Genomic DNA, 20,902 nt, shown 5'->3' with positions numbered 1-20,902 from the left:
TTTATGGCCAAAAGGAGAATGGCGGTGAATATGAGGATGAGCAGCATATAGATTATGGGATTGGAGATCGATGCCGGATCCTCGAATACCCGATTGTCTGTGGCGGATATGGCCGGAGTTATGGCCAGGGCTATCAACTGCACCGCTACCAGGAACGAGAGCATGACCAGCACGTGGAATTTCGAGCTTATGGACAAGATATCATTTCCATTGTATAATCATCCGATCTTTAGATCTGCCCTCTTCTCCTCTAGCAGCTCTATGTATGAGCGGCGGATGGTGTGCTCCAATTCCAGCCGCTTCAACACGGAGAGGACCCGATCCTTTTCCTTCTCCCAGTTCGCTTCTGCCTGAGCCTCAACCTCCAAAAAGGTGCCAAGCCCCTCCACCTCGTCCAGAGCGATGACCATTCCCTGATAGGAATACTTCGTCCTCTTTTTGCGAACCTCTGCTGATAAAACAAAACCCAAAAGGGATAGGATATCCCTCATCTGGGTGGGATCGTCGATCCTTATCGTCAGCTCCCGGCGGGACTTGGTCTGCTGGTCGAGCTTGGGCCCCTTGTAGGTGAGCCGGGCCCCATCCTCCTTAATGCGAATGCGCAGGGCCTCGTCGCTCTTCTTGAAGTCCCTTAATGGCGAATTGAAATAAAGGTCCAGATGATTCTCCACCCCGATGGGGGTGGCGCCCAGGGCGGCTATTCTCTTTTTTGTGTCCTCCCTGGCCCGGGCTTTGACCTCCACCTCGATCATCTTCGGACCAGCACCGTGGCCTCTTTCGTCTTCAGTATATCCACCGCCTCGCCAGCAGAGAGAGTCTGGATCTCCACCTCCGCCGCCTCGGGCGGAAGCTCGAGGATCTCGCCATCCAGATCGACTGCAATCGAGCCTGCCTCCTTCTGGCGAGCGATATCAGCCGGATCCATGCCCATCAGGGCCATAATGATCCGCTGGCTCCTATCCCTGAATCGAGGGCCGATGACCTTCATTTGCGGTTTGACCGCTATGGGCTTCATCTCCAGCGAGGGCTTTCCTGTTCTGCTCTCCACCGGGGAGTTGGCCACACCGGCCAGGTCTGCTGTCTCCAGGTCGAGGTCGGAGTATACCACGATTCCCGGAAGAGGGGAGTTGAGGGCCACTCCCTTCTCCGCCTTATAGCGGCGCAGAGTTGAAGCTACCTCTTTTATCGCCAGGCCAGCCCTATCCATCGGCTGCCCCCGGGCCACGGGCCAGCTTTGCACATGAACGCTCTGGCCAGTCAGGGTGTGGTAGATCTCCTCGGAGAGGAAGGGGGTGAATGGAGCCATGAGTCGGGCAAGAGTCTCCAGGGCGGTGAAAAGGGTGTCCTGCGCTGCCCTTTTCTCCAGCCCGTCCTGGCCGTACAGCCGGGCCTTGACCAGCTCGATGTAGTTGTCGGCCAGAACATCCCAGGCGAAAGCCCGGATGGCCTTCAAGGCCTCATCGAACTGGAATCTGTCCATAGCCTCCGTGGTCTTAGTGATCAGCTGATCCAGCTCTGCAGAGAGCCAGCGGTCGACTTGCCCTTTAGCGGCATCATCCGGGGCGATCAGGGGCAGAGAAAACCGGAATATGGACCAGAGCTTCTGCTGGAATCTGCTGGCGGCAGTTATCTCCTTCCACTGGAATGGTATGTCATTTCCCGGGCTGCCGCCGATAGCCGCCCACTGGCGGAGGGCATCAGCTCCGTTGCTCTCGAATACCTCCTCCGGGCGGATGAAGTTGTTCAGGGATTTAGACATCTTATGGCCGTCCTCGCCCAACGCCATGCCATTGATCAGAATGGCATCCCAGGGCCTGATCCCTTCCAGGGCTCCGGTTCTGAGAATGGTGTAAAAGGCCCAGGTGCGAATGATGTCGTGCCCCTGCGGCCGGAGCTGGGTGGGCATACGCAGATCGGTCCTGTCCGGCCAGCCGGCGACGGCTAGGGCGGATATGGAGCTGTCCATCCAGGTGTCCAGAACATCCTGCTCCGGAATGAATTCCGAGCTGCCGCATTTGCATTTCTTTGGGGGCTGGGTCAGGTTGGGGTCCAGGGGAAGCCAGCTCTCCTCTGCCACCAGTGCCTCATGACAATGACGGCAGTACCAGGCGGGTATGGGGGTGGCAAAGATCCTCTGCCTGGATATGCACCAGTCCCATTCCATGGAGTCGGCCCAGTTCTCCAGGCGGACGCGCATGTGAGGGGGGATCCATTCTATCTCCTCGGCCATCTTTTTTATCTCCGGGGCATCGATTCGGACAAACCACTGCTGCTCGGACAGGATCTCAATGGGGGTCTTGCACCGCCAGCACAGCCCTACGTTCTGCTCCAGAGGCTCTTGCTTGAAGATTATCCCCTGCTCGGTCAGATCCTGGGTGATCTTCTCTTTCGTCTCCTCTACGGTTAGGCCGGAGTAAGGGCCAGCAATAGGCATCATCCTGCCGCCGCGGTCTATGGCCTGGCGGAGGGGAAGATGATGCTCCATCCACCATCTGACATCCTGCTTATCCCCGAAGGTGCAGATCATGACGAACCCCGAGCCGAAGCTCGAGTCCACCGCCCTATCAGCAAGAACGGGGACGGAATAGTTGAATAGCGGCACATTGACCGTCTTGCCGATGTATTTCTGATAGCGCTGGTCCTCAGGATGAACCGCCACCGCCACACATGCGGGCAGGAGCTCAGGCCGGGAGGTGGCGATCTCTATCTCGCCGTCCTCAGCACAAAAGTGCATATAATTCAGTGTCGAGGTGCGGGAGTCGTACTCCACCTCGGCCAGGGCTATGGCCGTTCCGCAGCGGGGACACCAGTTTACCGGGTGGTCCTCTCGGTAGATCTGGCCTTTCTGGTACATGCGCACAAATGAAGTCTGGGTCTTGACATAATACTCCGGCTTCATGGTGGCATATTCATTGGACCAATCTATGGACAGGCCCAGCCGGCCCATGGACTTATGGAAACGATCTATTGCCTCCTCAGTAAGTTTTTCGCAGAGCCGTCTGAACTCCTCCCTGGGAACCTGGTTCTTGGTGATATGGTTTAGCTGCTCCACCTTCACCTCGGTGGGCAGGCCGTGGCAGTCCCAGCCCTGGGGGAACATCACATTGTAGCCCCGCATGCGCTTGTACCGGGCGGCGAAATCAATGTAGCACCAGTTTAGAGCGTTGCCGATATGGAAGTTTCCCGTGGGATAGGGCGGGGGTGTGTCGATTATATATTGGGGCTTCTTCGACTCCCAGTCAAAATAGTAAATGGAACTATCCCAGCTCCGCTCCCATTTCTCTTCTACCTGCTTGAAGTTGTACTCTTTGGACAGCTCGCTCATCAAATGGCTCCCTGCTATTGGCTGCTAGGGGAAGGAACACAATGTTAATAGGATTATCGGTAGTACCCTCCATGAATGGAACTTGTGATCTATCATGCCAATCAGTGCGACCCCCGGAAGTGTTCAGGAAAGAAGCTTGCCCGCTTCGATCTTGTCCGGCTGACCCACCATATAAGCCAGCTCCGGCCGTACATTGTCCTCAGCCCGTTCTCGGAAAAGGCCCTATCCCCGGAGGATAAAGGTGCCCGCGGGCTGGCAGCCCTTGACTGCAGCTGGGCGCATGCTGAGGAGGTCTTCGCCCGGTTCAAGCTGCATGAGAGGGCTCTGCCTTTTCTAGTGGCTGCCAACCCGGTTAACTGGGGAAAGCCCTTCAAGCTCTCCACCGTCGAAGCCCTGGCTGCAGGATTGGTAATACTGGGAGAGAAAAGCCAGGCAGAGCTGATCCTCTCCAAGTTCAATTGGGGGCATGTCTTCCTGGATCTGAACCGCGAGCCCCTCAGTGAGTACGCCGCTGCCAGGGATTCAGCTGAGGTGGTCAGGATTCAGAATGAATATATGTCGGAATAGATTTAAGCGCCAAAGGCCCATAATATTATGGTGTTGAGGATGACCGCAGGATTGATTCCGGCAGAAGAATTGCGAAAGCTGCAGTTCAGGATGAATAAATTGATGGATGAGCTGGGCCTGGATGCGCTCGGATCCAAGTATATCGATGAGCTCGGGCGGATGCAAAAGCGTATGGGAGACCTTATGGAAGAGGTAGAGGGCCCGAACCTGAAGAAAGGGGTGATAAGGCCCCTGGCCGATGTTCATGAGACTGAAGAGGCGTTGGTTGTGACCATGGATATGCCCGGAGTGGAAAAGCAGGATATAGATATCTCGGTGGTGGAGGATGAGCTGCGGGTCTCTGCCCAGAGAAAGAGTGAGGCTGAGGTAAACGAGCAGGACTACCACCGCCGGGAGAGGACCTACACCCGGTTCGAGCGAAGAGTCCTCCTGCCGGACAGCATCAGGACGGAGGAGGGAAGGGCAACACTCAACAACGGCGTCTTGCAGATTACCCTGCCCAAGGTCTCTGTACTCAATCGCAAGCGAATAGCCATCGATTGAGGACAGATAACCCCGTATCAGCTATTTTTCTTTTGTCTCCTCGCTATGTGGTATGGGTGAACTTGAATCGCAAATTGTCTGTATACTTTTGCATCTGGGGTGAACCGCGATCTTGACCCAACCACAGAGGCGCAGAGGAACAGAGACCATGACCGCTGCCGTGCCTGACCCACATAATTCAGCGAAGAGCCATAAACCACAAAGCACACAAAGACCGCACCAAATGATTATTGGGCTATCAAGAACTGGATTAACCTTTGCGAGGCCTTTGTGATCTTTGTGCTCTTTGTGGTTAAAATCCGTTATCTGTAATCCAATCAAACCTATCTACGACGAGTATAACCAGGCTCCTCGCTATTTAGCACGGATGGACTTGAATCACAAATTCTCTGTGTCTTTTGCGCCTTCTGTGGTGAACCGCGATCCTGACCCAACCACAGAGGCGCAGAGGAACAGAGACTAAAACCACTGCAGTGCCTGACCCACATAATTCAGCGAAGAGCCTTTCTTTTTTACTGCCCCTCATTCTGGAGAAGAAGGTGGTGCATCTTGTCTCTCTTGGTCTCCAGGTACCGGCGGTTGACATTATTGGGCTCAACCTCTAAAGGTACTCGCTCTGCGATCTCCAGGCCGTAGCCCTCAAGCCCTATCACCTTGCGCGGGTTGTTGGTCAGAAGGCGAATCTGCTTTATTCCCAGATCAACCAGGATCTGAGCGCCGATTCCATAGTCCCTGAGGTCTGCCGGGTAGCCCAGCCGGTGATTCGCCTCTACCGTATCCGATCCGCCATCTTGGAGGGCATATGCTCTCAGTTTATTGGCGAGACCTATGCCCCTTCCCTCTTGGCGCATATAGAGAAGGACGCCATTGCCGTTCTTGCTTATGAGCTGCAGAGCCCGGCGGAGCTGCTCGCCGCAGTCGCATCTTTTTGAGGAGAAGACATCGCCAGTGAGGCATTCCGAGTGGACCCGGACCAGGGCATCAGGGCAGGTGGGGTCTCCTGCTACCAGAGCGATATGGCATTGTCCGTCCAGGACGGACTCATAGCCAATGGCGGTGAAGTGGCCGTACTCCGTGGGCATATTCACCTCGGAGATCCTGCATACGAGCTTCTCATATTGCATCCTGTAGCGGATCAGGCTCTCGATGGTCAGCATCTTCAGGCCGTGCTCCTGGGCGAAGCGCTCGAGCTGTGGGAGCCGGGCCATGGTTCCGTCATCGTTCATGATCTCCACAATCACCCCAGCGGGCTGGAGCCCTGCCAGCCGGGCCAGGTCGACGCAGGCCTCCGTATGCCCCGTCCGCCGCAGCACTCCTCCCTCTTTGGCCTGCAGGGGAAACAGATGGCCGGGGGTGACAATATCGCTTCGTCTGGTCACAGGATCGATCAGGGCATGAACGGTCGTCGCCCGGTCGAATGCGGAAATGCCGGTGGTGGTATTGATTCTGGCATCCACCGAAACGGTAAACGCGGTGCCCATGGACTCGGTGTTCTGGCTGGTCATCAGGGGAATGTCCAGCTCGCGAAGGCGCTCGGCGGTCATCGGCATGCATATCAGACCCCGGCCAAAGCGGGCCATGAAATTGATGGCCTCCGGGGTCACATTCTCCGCTGCCATCATCAGGTCCCCCTCGTTCTCCCGGTTCTCGTCGTCCAATATTATTATGAAGCGACCGGCGCGGATATCGGAGATCGCCTCCTCTACAGTGCAAAATGGCATATGGAGCAGAGTCGGAGCGGGTCAGATATTAAGATTTTGTCAGGACCAGACTCCTGCCACCGCAGCTTTGCAGTTGGGGCAGCGCCCTTCGGTCACCGAGTTTTTCATGACCCTGTATCCGCGGCGTTCGATTAGGACGAAGCCGCAATCCGGACATATGGTGCTCTCGCTCTCTCCGATGATGTTTCCGGCATAAACGTACTTCAATCCCGCCTCCCGTCCGATGTTAAGGGCTCTTTTTATCGATTTTATTCCGGTGGGCGGTGCATCCAGCAGCTTGTAGGTGGGGTAGAAGGCGGATACATGCCAGGGCATATCCCGGCTGATCCCGGCCAGGAACCCTGCCATATCGGTCAGCACCTCAACTGAATCATTATAGCCTGGGATGACCAGGGTTGTGACCTCCACCCAGACCCCTGCCCGCCAGAACTTCTCGATGTTGCTCTTTACCGGATCGAGCTTTGCCTTGCACACCTTGCGGTAGAACTCATCATCTCCTTTCAGGTCGATGTTGATGCCATCCAGGAGGGGAATGATCTTATCCGCCGCATCCTGGCCAATGTAGCCGTTGCTTACAAAGACATTGCGCAGTTTGGAAGCTCGAGCCAATCTGGCCACATCATAGGCGTACTCAAAGAAGATCGTGGGCTCGGTATAGGTATAGGCAACGGACTGGCAACCCCTGGAGACTGCCCCCGCTACCACATCCTCAGGGGGAACGTAATTGCCCGGCAGTTTGCCGGTCTCATGAGGAAGCTGGGAGATATCTGCGTTCTGGCAGTGCAGACAGCGGAAGTTGCAGCCCACAGTGGCTATGGAGTAGGCCAGGCTGCCGGGAAGGAAATGAAAGAATGGCTTCTTTTCAATGGGGTCCTCATTGGCAGCAATGAGGTTTCCATAGACCAGCGTCATTAGCATTCCACCTTGATTCTCACGCACCGCGCATATTCCTCTCTTGCCGGGACGGATGCGGCAGTTCTGATAGCAGAGGCTGCAGTTCACGTCCTCCGACTCCTGATCCGGCCTTCTCCAGAATTGGGCTTCTTGAGTGCTCTGCATGGACAATCACCACCTATTCTGCCCCAATATATGTGAATACGAGATGTAATACTTATTCGTCCCGTCGAGGCCATCTTTTTTGGGGAGCTCAAATTATTGGCAGATGGTTAGGGCCTTACCCCACAGAAAAACCAAACGCAATAGTGATGATATGAATTAAATGAAAATAAAAAAAAGAGATAGTTCTGGAGAAGCCCAGCTCCTCCAGCTATTTGATCTTTCAGTCTCTCCTGCTCAGGACGAGGTAAGCGACTGCCAGAAGGCCAGTCAGGGCGAAGATGCTGCCAAATCCAGGTGTCTGGTTAGCGGTTGCCTCTGCAGCTTCCTCAGCATGGGCTTCAGCTTCAGCTACCTCTTCTTTGGCCTCTTCAACTACTTCCTCAGCTTCCTCTACCGTCTTGTTGGCTTCCTCGACGGCTTCCTTAGCCTCTTCTACAACCTTCTCAGTATCATTGACAGGAGTGACTACAGCGGTCTCCTCCTCTGCTACTTCTTCCTCTCCCTCGATGGTTGCTTCCTTGTAGATGTAGTATCTGAGCTCATCGGCATCGGCGGTCTTGATGGAGACGCCAGGCATGAGGCTGATATCCTTGTTCTTGCTGAGGGTGATATCGTTATCCTCAATATCCATGGTGATGGAGTCGGTGGTGACCGTCTGGATGGTCATCTTATCGTACTCGGTGTTCTCGGAGACATCCTTGGCGGTGTCAGAGAGCTGCCACAGTCCATCTATGGTTGCCAGGTTCTGGTCGGCGCCGCGGAAGGCGTTCTTGAAGTGAGCAGCGACGATGACTACATCCTTGGAGTCGCCGATATCCTTCTTGTAGTAGTAGGTCTTGTCCTTCATTGTGGCGCCATCTTTGGATGGGGAGATGACCTTGCTGTCCACAACTGCACCATCCTTGGAGAGCTCGAGGTAGACCTTGTTACCATCGATATCGATGGCTGCAATGGACAGCTCATAGCCCTCTTCCAGAGCCAGAGGTGTGCCGGAGGTCACTGTTCTCTCATCATCGTTGTCCACCAGGATCTGGAGAAGCTGCTCATCTGAGAGGATATTCTCGTCGTCGGATTCCTCGAAGAGGACATCTTCAACCGAATCTGGGGTGTCTATGTATCCGGCAAAGTACTTCTCGGCCATGAAGCCAATGACGTTGTAGGATCCCCATGGCTCATAGTCGAAGTCGTCTGCCATGACCTTGGTGGTGTATACTACGCCACTTGGCTCAAGGAGCTTATTGCCCTCGGATATGGTTGCGACCAGTTCTTCGGTCTTGATGTCGTCATCGATATCGTAGTAGAATCCAGCGAAGTTGTCGGCAGTCCAGGTGAAGGTATCAGTGGCCACATTGCCCCTGATCTCATAGGTCCCTGGCTCGGTGATATCCTTGTAGAGGTAGTATCTGAGCTCATCGGCATCAGCAGTCCTGATGGCTACACCAGGCATGAGGCTGATATCCTTGTTCTTGCTGAGGGTGATATCGTTGTCCTCATTGTTCATCATGATGCTGTCGGCGGTGACCGTCTGGATGGTCATCTTGTCGTACTCGGTGTTCTCAGAGACATCCCTTGGGTTGTCAGAGAGCTGCCACAGTCCATCTATGGTTGCCAGGTTCTGCTCGGCACCACGGAAGGCATTCTTGAAGTGAGCAGCGACGATGACTACATCCTTGGAGTCGCCGATATCCTTCTTGTAGTAGTAGGTCTTGTCCTTCATTGTGGCGCCATCTTTGGATGGGGAGATGACCTTGCTGTCCACAACAGCTCCGTCCTTGGAGAGCTCGAGATAGACCTTGTTACCATCGATATCGATGGCTGCAATGGACAGCTCATAGCCCTCTTCCATAGCCAGAGGTGTGCCGGAGGTGACCGTTCTCTCATCGTCGTTGTCCATCAGGATCTTGAGAAGCTGCTCATCGGAGAGAACATTCTCGTCGTCGGACTCCTCGAAGAGTACATCTTCAACCGAATCTGGGGTGTCTATGTATCCTGCAAAGTACTTGTCGGCCATAAAGCCGATGACATTGTAGGATCCCCAGGCCTCATAGTCGAAGTCGTCTGCCATGACCTTGGTGGTGTATACGACGCCATCAGGCTCCATGAGCTTATTGCCCTCGGTCACGGTTGCTGTCAGTTCCTCGGTCTTGATGTCGTCATCAAGATCGTAGTAGAAGCCGGCAAAGTCGTCCGCGGTCCAGGTGTCGGTCCCTGTGGCGACCTTCCCGCGAATCTCGACACTGTCAGCCGCTCCTACTGCCATCGCTGTTGCCAGTAATAGCACCATCGATGTAAATGTAATTGCAGCCAATTTCTTCATCTTTTAACCTCCTATTTACCCTTCATGATCACTTTTAGCAGCATACAGTCTGATTATTCTTAAAACTATTGCCTGAATAACATCTCAAACCGCCCGCTAAAGGCATGGCGCACGGTATCTCCTGCATTGCCATTGCTTTCGGGCGCATCTCTGACATGTGTATAGCTACGTCACCCTCCTAATCCCATAAGGGACTATAGGGTAGTGATAGAGTATTTCCCTATTATATCTTTTTTGGTCAATGATAGCAGCTTGGTGCTGGTCTTTCCCACACAGAGCTAAGAGGTTGACCAAAGAGCTTTGCTAGGCTCAAAGCCTGCATTATCTGCCTTGTTTAAAAGCTTATTCTTTGATCTGGATAAACGAGAAAGGCCGCAATGGATGAGAGAAGATAGAAAATGAGAAATGGAGCAGATTGAGGATATCAGCTCAAAGAGGCAGCAGCAACCCCCGGAGAGAGTTGATCGATAGGATCGAACAAGAGGATTTTTGCCATCTACAACGGGCCTTTATGCATCGATGTATATCGTATAGGCAATCGGGTTGATGCGAATGAGGAAACACTGATCATACTCTTCGTATTCTTTCTGAATACATTATCTTCCAAAATATTAAAAAATTTTGATTTTTAAAGGGAAAATCGTTTTACGAGATGCGGTATTATATGCAAATATGAGTGAAGGGAAGTTCGCCCTGGTCTATCATCCCATCTATCTATTGCACGATACCGATGGACATCCTGAGAGAAAGGAACGCCTGACGGCAATCTTGGATAGAATCGAATCCGAAGGACTGGATATTGAGTGCATCACGCCGAAACCCGCGACGATCGAGCAAGTCGAGGCAATACACGGGCGGAATTATATAGATCAGGTGAAGGCCATATGCGAGCGGGGAGGCGGCCACCTCGATATCGATACCATCCTCTCCAAAGACTCTTTTGATGCCGCCCTCATGGCAGCGGGTGGCGCCATTGCTGCCGTGGATGCGGTGATTGAAGGCCATAGGGGAGCTTTTGCCCTGGTCAGGCCGCCCGGCCACCATGCCATGCCCAATCGCGGCATGGGCTTTTGCGTCTTCAATAATGTGGCCATAGCGGCAAAGGATGCCCAGTCCAGGGATCTCGAGAAGGTTTTGATAGTGGATTGGGATGTTCACCATGGTAATGGGACCAATGCCATATTCTACTCTGATCGTTCGGTGCTGTATTTCTCCACCCACCAATTCCCCCACTATCCGGGCACGGGCAGAATGAACGACGTCGGGGAGGGCGGCGCAGAGGGGACTGCGGTGAATGTGCCCCTGCCCTCGGGAACCGGGGACGAGGGCTATCTGATGGCCTACCGGGAGCTCTTGGTGCCCATGGCCCAGGAGTTCTCTCCTGATATCGTCCTGGTCTCGGCAGGCCAGGATCCGCATAAGGACGATCCTCTGGGGGGGATGGGCCTGACGGCCAGCGGATTTGCCGCCATCGCCGGAGTGGTTAAGGAGGTTGCGGATATCTGCTCAAACGGAAGGGTGGCAGCCGTCCTGGAGGGAGGCTACAACCTCTCCGCCCAGGCGGAGGCCATTGTGGCCGAGATCAGGGCTTTTCAGGGGGAGGTGCCGGATATTTCCGGATTCGACCCTAAGGTCGCCCGGCGGATAGATGAGATAAAGAGCATCCACAAGGCCTACTGGAAGTGCTTTTGATCTCGGAAAAGAGCTGGTCCGCAGTCAATAGATGGGGGCCCGGGCATCGAGGTATTGGGCCAGGAATATCCTGAACTCTCGATCCCTGATCTTTAGGATCTCCTGACCGGCGTATATCTTGTGTCCTCTGCAAATGGCCTCGGAGAGGTGCTTTCCCAGTGAGAGCCCCTCCAGCTCTGCTGCCAGGAGATCCCGGGCGCAATTGTGTTTGCGGGATTCTTCCACCACCACTCTGCCCTCCTTGATGTAAGGTCCTGATAGGGGATTGGGATGGACGGCCAGGAAGCGGGCCACATGCTCCGCCTCCCAGACGGGCGGGCCCGTTCGGCGGCATGCTCTTGAGAGCTCCCAGCCCTCCATCTCAAAGAGCATCACCGCCCTGTCGCGATAGGCGAGGACATCGCTGCGCAGTATTAAAAAGCCTTTTCGAGTCAAGAGCGCCCTGATGGATTCTTCCGCTTTGCGCATCTGGGGGTAGAGAACATCCTCCACCACGTCCGGGGCCTGAAACTGGAGAATGAGGGGCATTGTCCCTCGCGCATCCATCCTGGCTTGAGCCTCCTCATCGGAGAGAGGCTCATCTTCGCGGGGGAAGAAGAACTCCAGGCCGGGCCGGTCGAGAAACGAGCGGGATGCGGCACTGAAAAGGAGCATCTTGTCCAGGGTCAGCGCCGCGGCCACGTTCCGGTTGGGGTCCACGGGATCCACCACCGTTAGAGGCTCATCATGCCGCTTCTTTCCCTCTCCCTCCAGGTCCAGGACGGTATCGGGCTTCCAGTGAGAGGCGGCCCGGAGAACATCGGGAAAAGAGCGATAGAGTATCACCAGCAGCTCCACCAGGTAGCCGGAAAAGCCGCCCGTCTTCAATTCTGAGCCGTAGACCCCTATTCCCTTGAGAAACTGCTTCAAAAGGAGGACATCATCCTCCAGGCCGGCGATCTTGCCCTTGATATATCTGGTATGAAATGGGGTTCTGTCCACCGCGGACTTCAGCCGGCTGGCATCATCGACCAGATAGCAGGGAACCAGATCCACCTCGAAGCCATCCACCCGAGCATGGACATATGGATGCTCGGCGTACCTCTCCTCGTGCTCCGGGGCAACCAGCCTGGCCAGTTCCATGGCTTCGCCCAGGTCGTTATTCTCCGGCACACCCAAAAAAATGTCCAGATCATGATCCTGGGCCAGCCAGGTGTCTCTGGCCGCCGAGCCCACCAGCATGGCCTGGAGGACCATGCCTCTCTCTTCTGCCAGACGCTCGATTTTTGCTATGATCTCCCTGGAGATAAGACGAAGCCTCTCTCTCTCTTTCGGGCTGGGCCGGACCTGGCTCAGCACCAGTTCTCGAATCTCAGAGAGGGAACTCTGCCAGGTCTTCGTAGATGGGTCCTCCGGGGGTCAGTGTGCTCTTTTTGAGATAGAATTCCTCTACAGTGAAGCTTCCCAGGTCCACTGTAGACTGCAGGCCGATCTTCGCCAGAAGCTCCCGGCTGGTCCCGGCATTGGGCCTGCCCACCCTTCCTATTGTCACATGGGGGGTGAAGCCCCGCTCCTCCGGGGGAAATCCCAGGGATTTTGTGGCCGCTTCCACCTCAGCTGATAGCAGGGAGAAGTCCCCTTCCAGGCCCAGCCAGACCACGCGCACCGATCTTCCGGGAAATGCGCCCAAACCCACTAAGCGGGCGGTGAAGGGGGCCGCCCTGACCGCAGCCAGAGCCTTTTTGACCCTCTCCACTTTTTCCGCGGGCACATCCCCCAGGAACTTGATGGTGACATGGACCAGATCCGGCCGGACCAGCCGCAAGCCCTCCGTGGCTATCTTGCTCTGCAGTGGTCCGATCTTTTCGCGCATCTCCTCTGGGAGATCCACCGCTACGAAGCACCTGATTCCCGTCATCTGAGTACGCTGCCCATGCTGGCCGAGGTCACCGACTTCCTGTAACGCGCCAGAACTCCGGTCTTTATGGCGTTCTCCGGCATATCTGGCATCTTCCATTCGCTTCTCCTCCGCTCCAGCTCCGCGGGGTCCACCAGCAGATCGAGCTTGCGGGCAGGGATATTTATGCTGATCATATCACCAGGCCGGACTAAAGCGATGGGGCCGCCTACTGCTGCCTCAGGAGAGACATGGCCGATGCAGGGGCCTCTGGTGCCTCCGCTGAACCGGCCATCGGTTATCAGGGCGACGGATTCGCTCATACCTGCCCCAGCGATGGCAGAGGTGGGCGCCAGAGCCTCTCGCATTCCCGGACCTCCTTTGGGCCCTTCGTATCTTATCACCACCACATCTCCTGGCTTTACCTCTCCTCCTACTATGCCGGCCATAGAAGCCTCTTCGCTATCATAGACTACTGCCGGGCCGGAATGGACGAGCATGGATGGGGATACTGCGGTCTGCTTGACCACGGATCCCTCCGGGGACAGGCTGCCAAAGAGTATGGCGATGCCCCCTTCGGCATGCACAGGTTTATTGATAGTGCTTATGACACGGGAGTTGGTGAGGGGGTTGATCAATTTGAATGCGTCCAGGTTCTCGCCCACCCTCTGGCCGGTGACGGTCAGTGCATCCAGGGCCAGTCGAGAGCGAAGGGTGCTCATGACCGCCGGAATCCCTCCTGCCCTCTCCAGGTCGAGGATGTGATGAGGCCCGCCCGGCCTGAGGTTGACCAGATGGGGCGTCTCGCGGCTGAGCTGATCGAAGCGCTCAATATTCAGGTCCAGGCCGAACTCCGCTGCGATCGCCATCAGGTGCAGAACTGTGTTCGTCGAACCTCCAATGGCCATGTCCACCCGGATGGCGTTATCCAGAGAGGCAGCGGTGACTATCTGGCGGGCGGTTATGCCCTTTTCCACCAGCTCCATGATCTTCATTCCAGAGAGCTTGGCCAGACGGATCTTTCGCGCATCGACCGCATGGGCGGTAGCGCATCCGGGCAGGGAGAGGCCCATGGCCTCGGTGAGGCAGGCCATGGTATTGGCGGTAAATAGGCCAGCACAGGAGCCTGCGCCAGGACATGCCATATCCTCCAGGGCATCCAGGGTCTCGCCTCCTTTCTGCCATTCCTCGAAGACATTGATCAGGTCAAGCTCCTTGTCGCAGGCAAAGCCGGGCATCATCGGACCGCCCGTGACCACGATGGTGGGCAGGTCCAGCCTCCCCGCGGCCATGATATGTCCGGGCACGATCTTATCGCAGGTGGGGATCATCACCAGGCCGTCGAGCTGGTGGGACTCGGCCATGATCTCAATGGTGTCCTCGATCAGCTCGCGACTGGGCAGAGAATATCTCATTCCTTTGTGGCCCATGGCTATGCCATCGCAGACCCCTATGGTCTGGAACTCAAATGGAACTCCACCGGCAGAGAGGATGCCTGCCTTAACCGCTTCCCCCAGTCGATCGAGATGAATGTGGCCGGGTATGAAATCGTTACTAGAGTTTACAACGCCGATGAAGGGACGACGAATCTCCTCATCGCACAGGCCGGTAGCTTTGAGAAGAGCCCGATGAGGCGCTCTCTCTCTGCCTACCTTGGTGACATCGCTTCTCATATCCAAAACCTCCTTCGCCTCTGCCACTTTTGCGCTTAAGTAGTTGCTGTTAAATACCTCCAGATACTTGCCGCCAGATGGTGTTTGAAAATCATGGATGCCTATTCATTGTTCCTGGTATTCCTGGCAATTTACATAGCGATCTTGCTTGGAATCGGCCTGTATTTCTCCCGGAGGCAGAGGTCGGAGACCGACTTCTGGTTGGCGGGACGAGAGCTGGGACCAATCAGCATAGGACTTGCTGCTGCTTCAGCATGGACCACGGCCAGCGCGCTGCTCTTGGCCACAGGGCTTTTCCTCCTCTATGGCATTGGCTCGATCTGGATCTGGGTATTCCCGAATATCGCTGGCCTGGCCATCATCGCCGCCATATCGGGAAGGATCAAGAATATACCTGCTCTGACCCAGCCCGAGCTCATGGAGATAAGGTACGACCCCATGATCAGAGCGCCTGTGGCCATCGCTGTGACCATTATGATGATACTCTTCTCGGTTACTGATTTCATCGGCTTTAAAATGGTGTTGGGGACCTTCTTCGGCATAGAGCCCATCTTCGCCATTGCCATCATGGCCGTCTCTGTGGCCCTTTACGTCGGTGTGGGCGGCTTTCGGGCGGTGGTCTGGACGGACATGATACAGTATATACTGCTGGCCGGCCTTGCCGCCTATGTTGCCTATATGGCTCTAGGCCTGTCTGCGAATGAGGGGGTCTCCCTCATCGCTGCATCCACAATGCTGGGCGCCGACTGGTGGGATATCTTCTCCATGGGCGGCATATTGGGTGCCATGGTCTTCATAGTGGCCCTGGTGCCCGGCTGGGTGGCAGAACAGGATCCCTGGCAGAAGGTCTGGGCAGCTCGCGATGATCGCTCCGCGAAAAGAGGGCTTCTGCTTGGCGCCGCTCTGCTGTCCCTGGTATACATTTTCTGTCTGCTTGCTGCCATTGGCCTCTCTGTGATCTACCCCCGGCCTTCGGGAGAGGTGGAAGCAGAGATGCTCTATCTCAGGATCATAAGCGATAATGTTCCTGAATGGCTCTTAGGCCTCCTGACCATTGGCTTTGCTGCAGCATCTATGTCCTGCACCGATACATTCGCCACCTCGGGGGCATCATGCCTCTCCCGAGACCTGATCCAGCGGCACCTCTGGCCAACAGCCACGGTGAAAGAGATGCTGATTCTGAACAGGATTCTGATTGTGATCATGGTCTTCATATCCGCACTCATCGCTCTGAATGTGGACAGCATCATGGATGCGGTGATCATCGCCACGGTCATCGGCACTACATCTTACTTCTTTCCTATTATCGGGGGGCTTTACTGGAAACGGGCTACGAAGTGGGGGGCTATGGCGGCCCTGGTGGCGGGCGGGGGAACCCAGATCCTTCTCGTATCCTATGAGCAGTTCTGGCTGAAGGCGCCATTAGACAGCATCTCCCCCTATCTGGTTGAGCACGGCGTCCTGGTCGGCTTATCTTTGAGCGCCCTCTTCTTCGTGGGGGTGTCATTGGCCACCCGGCAGGCGGAGGATATCCGCCTCGCGCCATTCTTTACCGATATCGCAGAGCGGGTCTTCCAGGGCGATCTTCCCCGAGCGGACAGGACAAACCCTGACTATTTGAAAATAGCATCGGGTATCGAAGAGAAGCTGGCAGGAGATCGCATTCATCTCAGACTGACCATTGAGTACTCCCTGGCCCATGAAGAGGCAGGGCATCAATTGTTGATGTGGAAGCCCTTTATAGAGAAGCTTCAAGAGAGGCATCCCGTCTGGTTCACTCCCACCGGGAGCCATGTCGCCTACCGCCTCAGCCAGGCTGATATGCAGGCCTGCATCAAGATGGTGCATGGCACCTCCCGGCAGATCTGGCTCAATTCAGAGCCGAGGCAGGAGGAAGGCGACCGCCAGAGGGATGAGCTGGTCATTGCCTATCTGGAGATAGGAGAGGTCTTGCTGGAGCTTGGCTTGCAAGCATCACCAAGGACATGAGAGAAGATATACAGCTGGCAGTGGTGGGTGCGGGGCCTGCGGGGAGCACCGCTGCCCTTGTAGCGGCCCGAGAGCTGGATGTAGTGCTCATCGATAGGAAGAGCGAGATAGGTAGCCCCGTCCAGTGCGGCGGATTTCTTCCGGAGGCCTGGGAGCTGGAGGCTCTGCTGCCTCGCGCCGGGCTCCCGGATAACTTAAGGGAGATTCCCGAGCATTGCATATTGCATCGTACCCGGTTGCAGCGGATCTATTCTCCTTCGGGCAAGAGCAAAGAGTTTGCCGTCGCGGGGAGGGTTATAGACCGGCGGGCCTTCGATCGGCATCTTGCCTCCCAAGCCGCTCGCGCCGGTGCCAGGATCCTTCCCGCCACCCGGGCGACGTTGGTGGAAGGCGGCCTGGAGCTCTCCGGCCATTATGCTGGGAGGCTCCGGCCTCAGATGATAATAGGTGCAGATGGCCCCAGCTCCACCGTCTCCCGCTATATGGGAAATCCCGCCCAGGAGGTGGGCATATGCCAAGAGTACGAGATGACGGATGTGGATATCGATAGCGATGCGGCAGAGATGTTCTTCTCAGCGAGATACGCTCCCGGCGGCTATGCCTGGATAATTCCCCTGGGCCCGGATAGAGCCAATGTGGGGGTGGGGGTGCGCGCATCTTACCTATCCGGCCAGAGGCTTTCCGACGTTCTGCAGCGATTTGTGCAGGATCATCCTCAGGCCTCGAAGAAGCTGGCCTCGGGCGAGGTGCTGGCGGTGATGCGCGGCCTGGTTCCCGCGGGCGGAACTGTAGGTTCGATCCAGAAGGGCAATATGATCCTGGCGGGGGATGCTGCCGGACACGTGCTGGCCACCAGCGGGGGAGGCATACCCCTTGCCGTGGTGGCGGGGAGGATCGCCGGCCAGTCTGCCATTGATCATCTGCAGTCGGGGACGCCTCTACAGGAGTATCTATCGCGCATTGGCCAGGAGTTCGGCCGGGAGCTGGACAGGTCGGTGCAGATCAGGAAGATGGTGGATGTAGCCATGAGGAGCGACCGGCTCATCAATGCCCTTTTTGCCGCCCTGAGCCCTGAGCAGATGAAATCGGTGATGCGCGCGCAGATACCATCGCCTCTCCGATCGCGCCATTGGGCTGATGGCGATCGGAGCGATAAAGAATAATAGGCTCCTCGCTATTTGCTATGGGTGAACTTGATTCGGTAATTCTCTGTATCTTTTCGCCTCTGTGGTGAACCGCTATGTTATGACCCAACCACAGAGACACAGAGGAACAGAGGCCATATTCTCTGCTGGGCCTCACCCACATAATTCAGCGAAGAGCCGAATAATATGGTGAGAAGTAACATAATATCTATTAATAAGAGCGATCAGACCGCCCAAAGGAGGATCGGACTGCCTCCGCGACGGCCAGATCCCAGAGCCTGGATCGCTCTGATCGGGATCAAATCGATAATAAAAAGCAATAGGACGGCCGATCCCGTCCTTTATTATCGACTATTCTGCCTTCTCTTCTTTGGGAGCCTTGCCGAGCAGCTCCTCCAGGGATTTGGCCCCCGACTCCACTACCTTGACATTTATCTGGCCGACATCAGGAGAGATATCCCTTCCGTGGATGCTCTTCCTCTTCTTTTTCCCTTCAGCAACGGGATGATAGCCAGTTCCAGTGGAGAGGAGGATCTTCCTTCTCTTGGTGCCCGGCAGGTCTGCGCGCATGGGAAATCCCTCGCGATCGCTGCCGCCTGTGACCTGCATCGAGTATCCTGGCATGCCCAATATATCTCCTTCTATCTTGTCGCCGATATGCTTCCCCAGAAGCTTGCCTGCTCCCGGATCCTTAAGCTCTACCTGATAGGCTTTTCCGCTCTTGGGATCTGAGACTACAACTCTAAAATCCATCGTTCTTCCTCATCAATGAAATGTGACTTTGAGTCTAGGGATCAATGCCCTATAAAACCTTATCTTGTCTTTTAGCTTTAAATGATGGGCTTCATTCAAGGTCTGTCCAGATCGGTCATCCGTGAATAGTCCACGAGCATGGATATGGGCAGTGTCTTCATTCTCGCCCCCATCTCCTCCGCGGCCACCGCCCCATTAACACCAGCGTAAAAGGCTATGCCGATTTTTCCCGCAGCTACAGGGCAGCCCAGTATCGGCTCAGCAGGACCTCCTACCTTTATGAGGCCGCCAAAGCCCGCGGATCGGGATGCCTCCAGCAGCTCCAGAGCATGGCCAGCCGCCGCAACGGGAATTTCCCGAACATTGGCCAGCACTCTTCCCGAACCCAAGCGGATGGCATTGGCAACGCTCGTCACCTTCCGCCCCATGAAAACCTTCACCGGGTCCAGGGAGGATCCGGCATAAGCTATGAGGTCGGTGAACTCAATTGGCTGTTTTTCCTTGATCTTTGCCAGGCCAGCGAAGCTGGTGAGGACCGCAATTCCCTTCTTCATCAGGATTCCATCCATGGTTATGCTGCATACCGTAGCCAATCCCAGGGATCCAGCGGGCACCTCCAGGGTAGAAATCGCATCTCCTTCGTCCAGGATCAATACACGGCGGCTTATCGTATAGCCCTGGTCGAAGGCGCGACCGAGCATATCCAAGACCTCCTCAGCATCTGCCTTATCCACTATGCTGGTATTGGCGATGACCTGGCCCTGGCCGCTGCAGGGATCGAAGTTGCTCTTATACATATACTCTTCAATCCTGGTATTCACAAATCCAATTCGGTCGTCTATGAGCGCATCGCTCAGCTCCCTGGAGCCCAGAGAGGTAATAACCCGACCACTGTACCCCTTCTTCCTGGTGAATCCCAGCTCATCCAGGATTTTGAGGTTGTAGCGCACCGCTCTCTCACCCAGATCATAGCCACGGCTGCAAAGGATGTCTGAGATCGCCCTCGCTCCCACTGGTATGCCGGCGCCCTCGATCACCCTGAGGATCTCTATAAGCCTGCGCTGGCTCATATGATTCTTGGTGAGCAGCTTCATCTACCCAGATCCTCCGGGAAAGGGAATATATATCTTATGCGGAGAACAAGGGCCAAAGCCTCCAAGAGCAATGGCCTTGGCGGCTAGTAGAGGCTAAAAGATATAGTCCCGTGGGGTAGAGGTCAATCCTGAGGGCCTTTGGAGCCCGCGACGGCGGTTCGAATCCGCCCGGGACTACTCAAAATCCCCAAGCCATCAGAAATGTAGATATATCTGGTCGATCTCATGGGGAGAGGGCCAGGCTGATTGATTATATCGCCCGTCACCAGTTGCTCCGGTAGTGTAGCCCGGCCAATCATTTCGGCCTTTCAAGCCGAAGACTCGGGTCCAAATCCCGGCCGGAGCATTTTACCATACTCTTCCCCAAGATCGGCCCTGCGCCGCTCCTGCGAGATTCCTGGAACGGGGCCTCTTATCAGGGCTATGGCGCGCAATAATGGCCTTTTCTCCGGTGAAGATGCCCGTCATTTTCGAACAGAATCCCGCTGACTCAAAGAGAGGATATTGTCATATCCTTAAAGGGCATATGACCAATTGATATCGTTTTTTTCCTATAAAAGCCCGATATGTTTATATTCCAGAAGGCGGTATAGGGTGCTCGTGCCTGAGCAAAATACTCAAATACAAGCCGAGAAGCATGAGGATCAGGTACTCCATACCCCAAGCGAAATCCAGGTTGCTCTGCATGAGCATGGTCTTATGCTGGGAATTTGGACTCGTTGTCGTATGGTGTCATTGGATTTGGGCCTCTGCGGACGGCTTAGATCCTAAGCATTGATGGTAAATCAAGGAGGTGGGAAAGAAATGAGAAAACTAATAGCTGTTTTGATTATAGTCGCCATGGCCGTAGTAGGCATGGCCGGTGCAGCTAACTATATGTACGAAAAGGCATCGGTCAAGGGCGTTGGATACAAGAACGTAGAGATGATCATTTCCACCCAGTCTGGCTTCCATGGCCAGAAACTGGTAGAGAAGGAGTCCGGATCCGGAAACGTGATCACCGAGAGGACTGAGCTTGAAGCTGAGAGACAGTTGACCGCTGATGGACTTCAGATGCCCTGCATATATCCCAATACCTGTGCAATGGACTACATCAACTTCACCAAGGAAGCTGAGTTCGAGTACATGCCAGTCTCTTACCAGACAGG

Annotated in this window: 16 protein-coding genes, 2 tRNA genes and 1 pseudogene; 8 read left to right on the top strand and 11 right to left on the bottom strand. The window is 55.3% G+C overall.

Annotated elements, in window-relative coordinates; all coding sequences use genetic code 11:
* The 3 genes from BP727_RS13625 to BP727_RS06860 form a co-directional block, all read right to left on the bottom strand.
* A partial coding sequence (locus tag BP727_RS13625; protein WP_394339405.1) for a presenilin family intramembrane aspartyl protease occupies positions 1–164 on the bottom strand: 164 nt, incomplete at its 3' end.
* Between the two features lie 54 nt (positions 165–218).
* Positions 219–752, bottom strand: coding sequence for a class IV adenylate cyclase (cyaB, locus tag BP727_RS06865; RefSeq protein WP_286858009.1), 534 nt, complete (start codon positions 750–752; stop codon positions 219–221).
* Positions 749–3,325 carry a valine--tRNA ligase gene (locus tag BP727_RS06860; protein ID WP_276835978.1) on the bottom strand — a complete coding sequence of 859 codons (2,577 nt, stop codon included), beginning with the start codon at positions 3,323–3,325 and terminating at the stop codon, positions 749–751. Before BP727_RS06860 ends, cyaB begins: the two co-directional genes overlap by 4 nt.
* Before the next feature lie 75 nt (positions 3,326–3,400).
* On the opposite strand from BP727_RS06860, the gene BP727_RS06855 reads away from it, so the two are divergent.
* Together BP727_RS06855 and BP727_RS06850 are read left to right on the top strand one after the other, a co-directional pair.
* The gene (locus tag BP727_RS06855) at positions 3,401–3,892 is read left to right on the top strand and encodes a DUF367 family protein (RefSeq protein WP_276986824.1); all 492 of its coding nucleotides are present in this window, start codon (positions 3,401–3,403) and stop codon (positions 3,890–3,892) included.
* A gap of 39 nt (positions 3,893–3,931) precedes the next feature.
* On the top strand, positions 3,932–4,435 hold the full coding sequence (locus BP727_RS06850) for an Hsp20/alpha crystallin family protein (protein WP_286858007.1): 504 nt from the start codon (positions 3,932–3,934) through the stop codon (positions 4,433–4,435).
* A gap of 512 nt (positions 4,436–4,947) precedes the next feature.
* Here the strand turns inward: BP727_RS06850 and BP727_RS06845 are convergent.
* The 3 genes from BP727_RS06845 to BP727_RS06835 form a co-directional block, all read right to left on the bottom strand.
* A complete protein-coding gene (locus BP727_RS06845) occupies positions 4,948–6,156 on the bottom strand; it encodes a bifunctional 3,4-dihydroxy-2-butanone-4-phosphate synthase/GTP cyclohydrolase II (protein ID WP_286858005.1) in 1,209 nt (402 codons plus the stop codon).
* A gap of 39 nt (positions 6,157–6,195) precedes the next feature.
* Complete coding sequence (gene amrS / locus BP727_RS06840; RefSeq protein ID WP_273277925.1) at positions 6,196–7,215, bottom strand: AmmeMemoRadiSam system radical SAM enzyme; 1,020 nt, start codon at positions 7,213–7,215, stop codon at positions 6,196–6,198.
* A gap of 220 nt (positions 7,216–7,435) precedes the next feature.
* Positions 7,436–9,532: an S-layer protein domain-containing protein gene (locus tag BP727_RS06835; protein WP_286858001.1), complete on the bottom strand. Its 2,097-nt coding sequence runs from the start codon at positions 9,530–9,532 to the stop codon at positions 7,436–7,438.
* A 672-nt stretch (positions 9,533–10,204) separates the two neighbouring features.
* Between BP727_RS06835 and BP727_RS06830 the strand changes: the two genes are divergently transcribed.
* A complete protein-coding gene (locus tag BP727_RS06830) occupies positions 10,205–11,224 on the top strand; it encodes a histone deacetylase family protein (RefSeq protein ID WP_286858000.1) in 1,020 nt (339 codons plus the stop codon).
* Between the two features lie 24 nt (positions 11,225–11,248).
* Here BP727_RS06830 and cca read toward each other — a convergent pair whose 3' ends face one another.
* Genes cca through ilvD form a run of 3 tightly spaced genes read right to left on the bottom strand, consistent with a single transcriptional unit; the run spans position 11,249 to position 14,773 of the window.
* Positions 11,249–12,562: a CCA tRNA nucleotidyltransferase gene (gene cca / locus BP727_RS06825; protein WP_286857998.1), complete on the bottom strand. Its 1,314-nt coding sequence runs from the start codon at positions 12,560–12,562 to the stop codon at positions 11,249–11,251.
* A gap of 13 nt (positions 12,563–12,575) precedes the next feature.
* The gene (gene thpR, locus BP727_RS06820) at positions 12,576–13,121 is read right to left on the bottom strand and encodes an RNA 2',3'-cyclic phosphodiesterase (protein WP_276837098.1); all 546 of its coding nucleotides are present in this window, start codon (positions 13,119–13,121) and stop codon (positions 12,576–12,578) included.
* Positions 13,118–14,773, bottom strand: coding sequence for a dihydroxy-acid dehydratase (gene ilvD / locus BP727_RS06815; protein WP_273277920.1), 1,656 nt, complete (start codon positions 14,771–14,773; stop codon positions 13,118–13,120). The genes thpR and ilvD overlap by 4 nt, the downstream gene beginning before the upstream one ends.
* Before the next feature lie 93 nt (positions 14,774–14,866).
* Here ilvD and BP727_RS06810 point away from each other — a divergent pair, with 93 nt between their 5' ends.
* Together BP727_RS06810 and BP727_RS06805 are read left to right on the top strand one after the other, a co-directional pair.
* Positions 14,867–16,762, top strand: coding sequence for a sodium:solute symporter family protein (locus BP727_RS06810; protein ID WP_286857994.1), 1,896 nt, complete (start codon positions 14,867–14,869; stop codon positions 16,760–16,762).
* On the top strand, positions 16,759–17,925 hold the full coding sequence (locus BP727_RS06805) for a geranylgeranyl reductase family protein (protein WP_286857992.1): 1,167 nt from the start codon (positions 16,759–16,761) through the stop codon (positions 17,923–17,925). Before BP727_RS06810 ends, BP727_RS06805 begins: the two co-directional genes overlap by 4 nt.
* A gap of 333 nt (positions 17,926–18,258) precedes the next feature.
* Here BP727_RS06805 and BP727_RS06800 read toward each other — a convergent pair whose 3' ends face one another.
* Together BP727_RS06800 and BP727_RS06795 are read right to left on the bottom strand one after the other, a co-directional pair.
* Positions 18,259–18,660, bottom strand: coding sequence for a 30S ribosomal protein S6e (locus BP727_RS06800; RefSeq protein WP_013718919.1), 402 nt, complete (start codon positions 18,658–18,660; stop codon positions 18,259–18,261).
* 95 nt (positions 18,661–18,755) lie between these two features.
* Positions 18,756–19,754 carry a DUF128 domain-containing protein gene (locus BP727_RS06795; RefSeq protein WP_286857989.1) on the bottom strand — a complete coding sequence of 333 codons (999 nt, stop codon included), beginning with the start codon at positions 19,752–19,754 and terminating at the stop codon, positions 18,756–18,758.
* Between the two features lie 104 nt (positions 19,755–19,858).
* Between BP727_RS06795 and BP727_RS06790 the strand changes: the two genes are divergently transcribed.
* The 3 genes and pseudogenes from BP727_RS06790 to BP727_RS06780 form a co-directional block, all read left to right on the top strand.
* A tRNA-Gln gene (locus tag BP727_RS06790) sits at positions 19,859–19,931 on the top strand.
* A gap of 94 nt (positions 19,932–20,025) precedes the next feature.
* Positions 20,026–20,100: transfer RNA gene (locus tag BP727_RS06785), tRNA-Glu, on the top strand.
* 458 nt (positions 20,101–20,558) lie between these two features.
* A pseudogene (locus tag BP727_RS06780) lies at positions 20,559–20,902 on the top strand (hypothetical protein); the annotation flags it as partial.

The organism is Methanosaeta sp. UBA356 (assembly GCF_002496465.1).
GTDB classification, from domain to species: domain Archaea; phylum Halobacteriota; class Methanosarcinia; order Methanotrichales; family Methanotrichaceae; genus Methanothrix; species Methanothrix soehngenii.
Note: the sequence above shows the minus strand (reverse complement) of the source record. Positions and strands in the feature narration are given on the sequence as shown.

What these genes read in the sequence shown, in the direction of transcription:
- BP727_RS06805 (WP_286857992.1), top strand. Translation starts at nt 16,759, where the DNA reads ATGAGAGAAGATATACAGCTGGCAGTGGTGGGTGCGGGGCCTGCGGGG.
- BP727_RS06795 (WP_286857989.1), bottom strand. Translation starts at nt 19,754, where the DNA reads ATGAAGCTGCTCACCAAGAATCATATGAGCCAGCGCAGGCTTATAGAG.
- BP727_RS06800 (WP_013718919.1), bottom strand. Translation starts at nt 18,660, where the DNA reads ATGGATTTTAGAGTTGTAGTCTCAGATCCCAAGAGCGGAAAAGCCTAT.
- BP727_RS06855 (WP_276986824.1), top strand. Translation starts at nt 3,401, where the DNA reads ATGGAACTTGTGATCTATCATGCCAATCAGTGCGACCCCCGGAAGTGT.
- BP727_RS06835 (WP_286858001.1), bottom strand. Translation starts at nt 9,532, where the DNA reads ATGAAGAAATTGGCTGCAATTACATTTACATCGATGGTGCTATTACTG.
- BP727_RS06860 (WP_276835978.1), bottom strand. Translation starts at nt 3,325, where the DNA reads ATGAGCGAGCTGTCCAAAGAGTACAACTTCAAGCAGGTAGAAGAGAAA.
- BP727_RS06845 (WP_286858005.1), bottom strand. Translation starts at nt 6,156, where the DNA reads ATGCCATTTTGCACTGTAGAGGAGGCGATCTCCGATATCCGCGCCGGT.
- cyaB (WP_286858009.1), bottom strand. Translation starts at nt 752, where the DNA reads ATGATCGAGGTGGAGGTCAAAGCCCGGGCCAGGGAGGACACAAAAAAG.
- ilvD (WP_273277920.1), bottom strand. Translation starts at nt 14,773, where the DNA reads ATGAGAAGCGATGTCACCAAGGTAGGCAGAGAGAGAGCGCCTCATCGG.
- amrS (WP_273277925.1), bottom strand. Translation starts at nt 7,215, where the DNA reads ATGCAGAGCACTCAAGAAGCCCAATTCTGGAGAAGGCCGGATCAGGAG.
- thpR (WP_276837098.1), bottom strand. Translation starts at nt 13,121, where the DNA reads ATGACGGGAATCAGGTGCTTCGTAGCGGTGGATCTCCCAGAGGAGATG.
- BP727_RS06810 (WP_286857994.1), top strand. Translation starts at nt 14,867, where the DNA reads ATGGATGCCTATTCATTGTTCCTGGTATTCCTGGCAATTTACATAGCG.
- BP727_RS06830 (WP_286858000.1), top strand. Translation starts at nt 10,205, where the DNA reads ATGAGTGAAGGGAAGTTCGCCCTGGTCTATCATCCCATCTATCTATTG.
- BP727_RS06850 (WP_286858007.1), top strand. Translation starts at nt 3,932, where the DNA reads ATGACCGCAGGATTGATTCCGGCAGAAGAATTGCGAAAGCTGCAGTTC.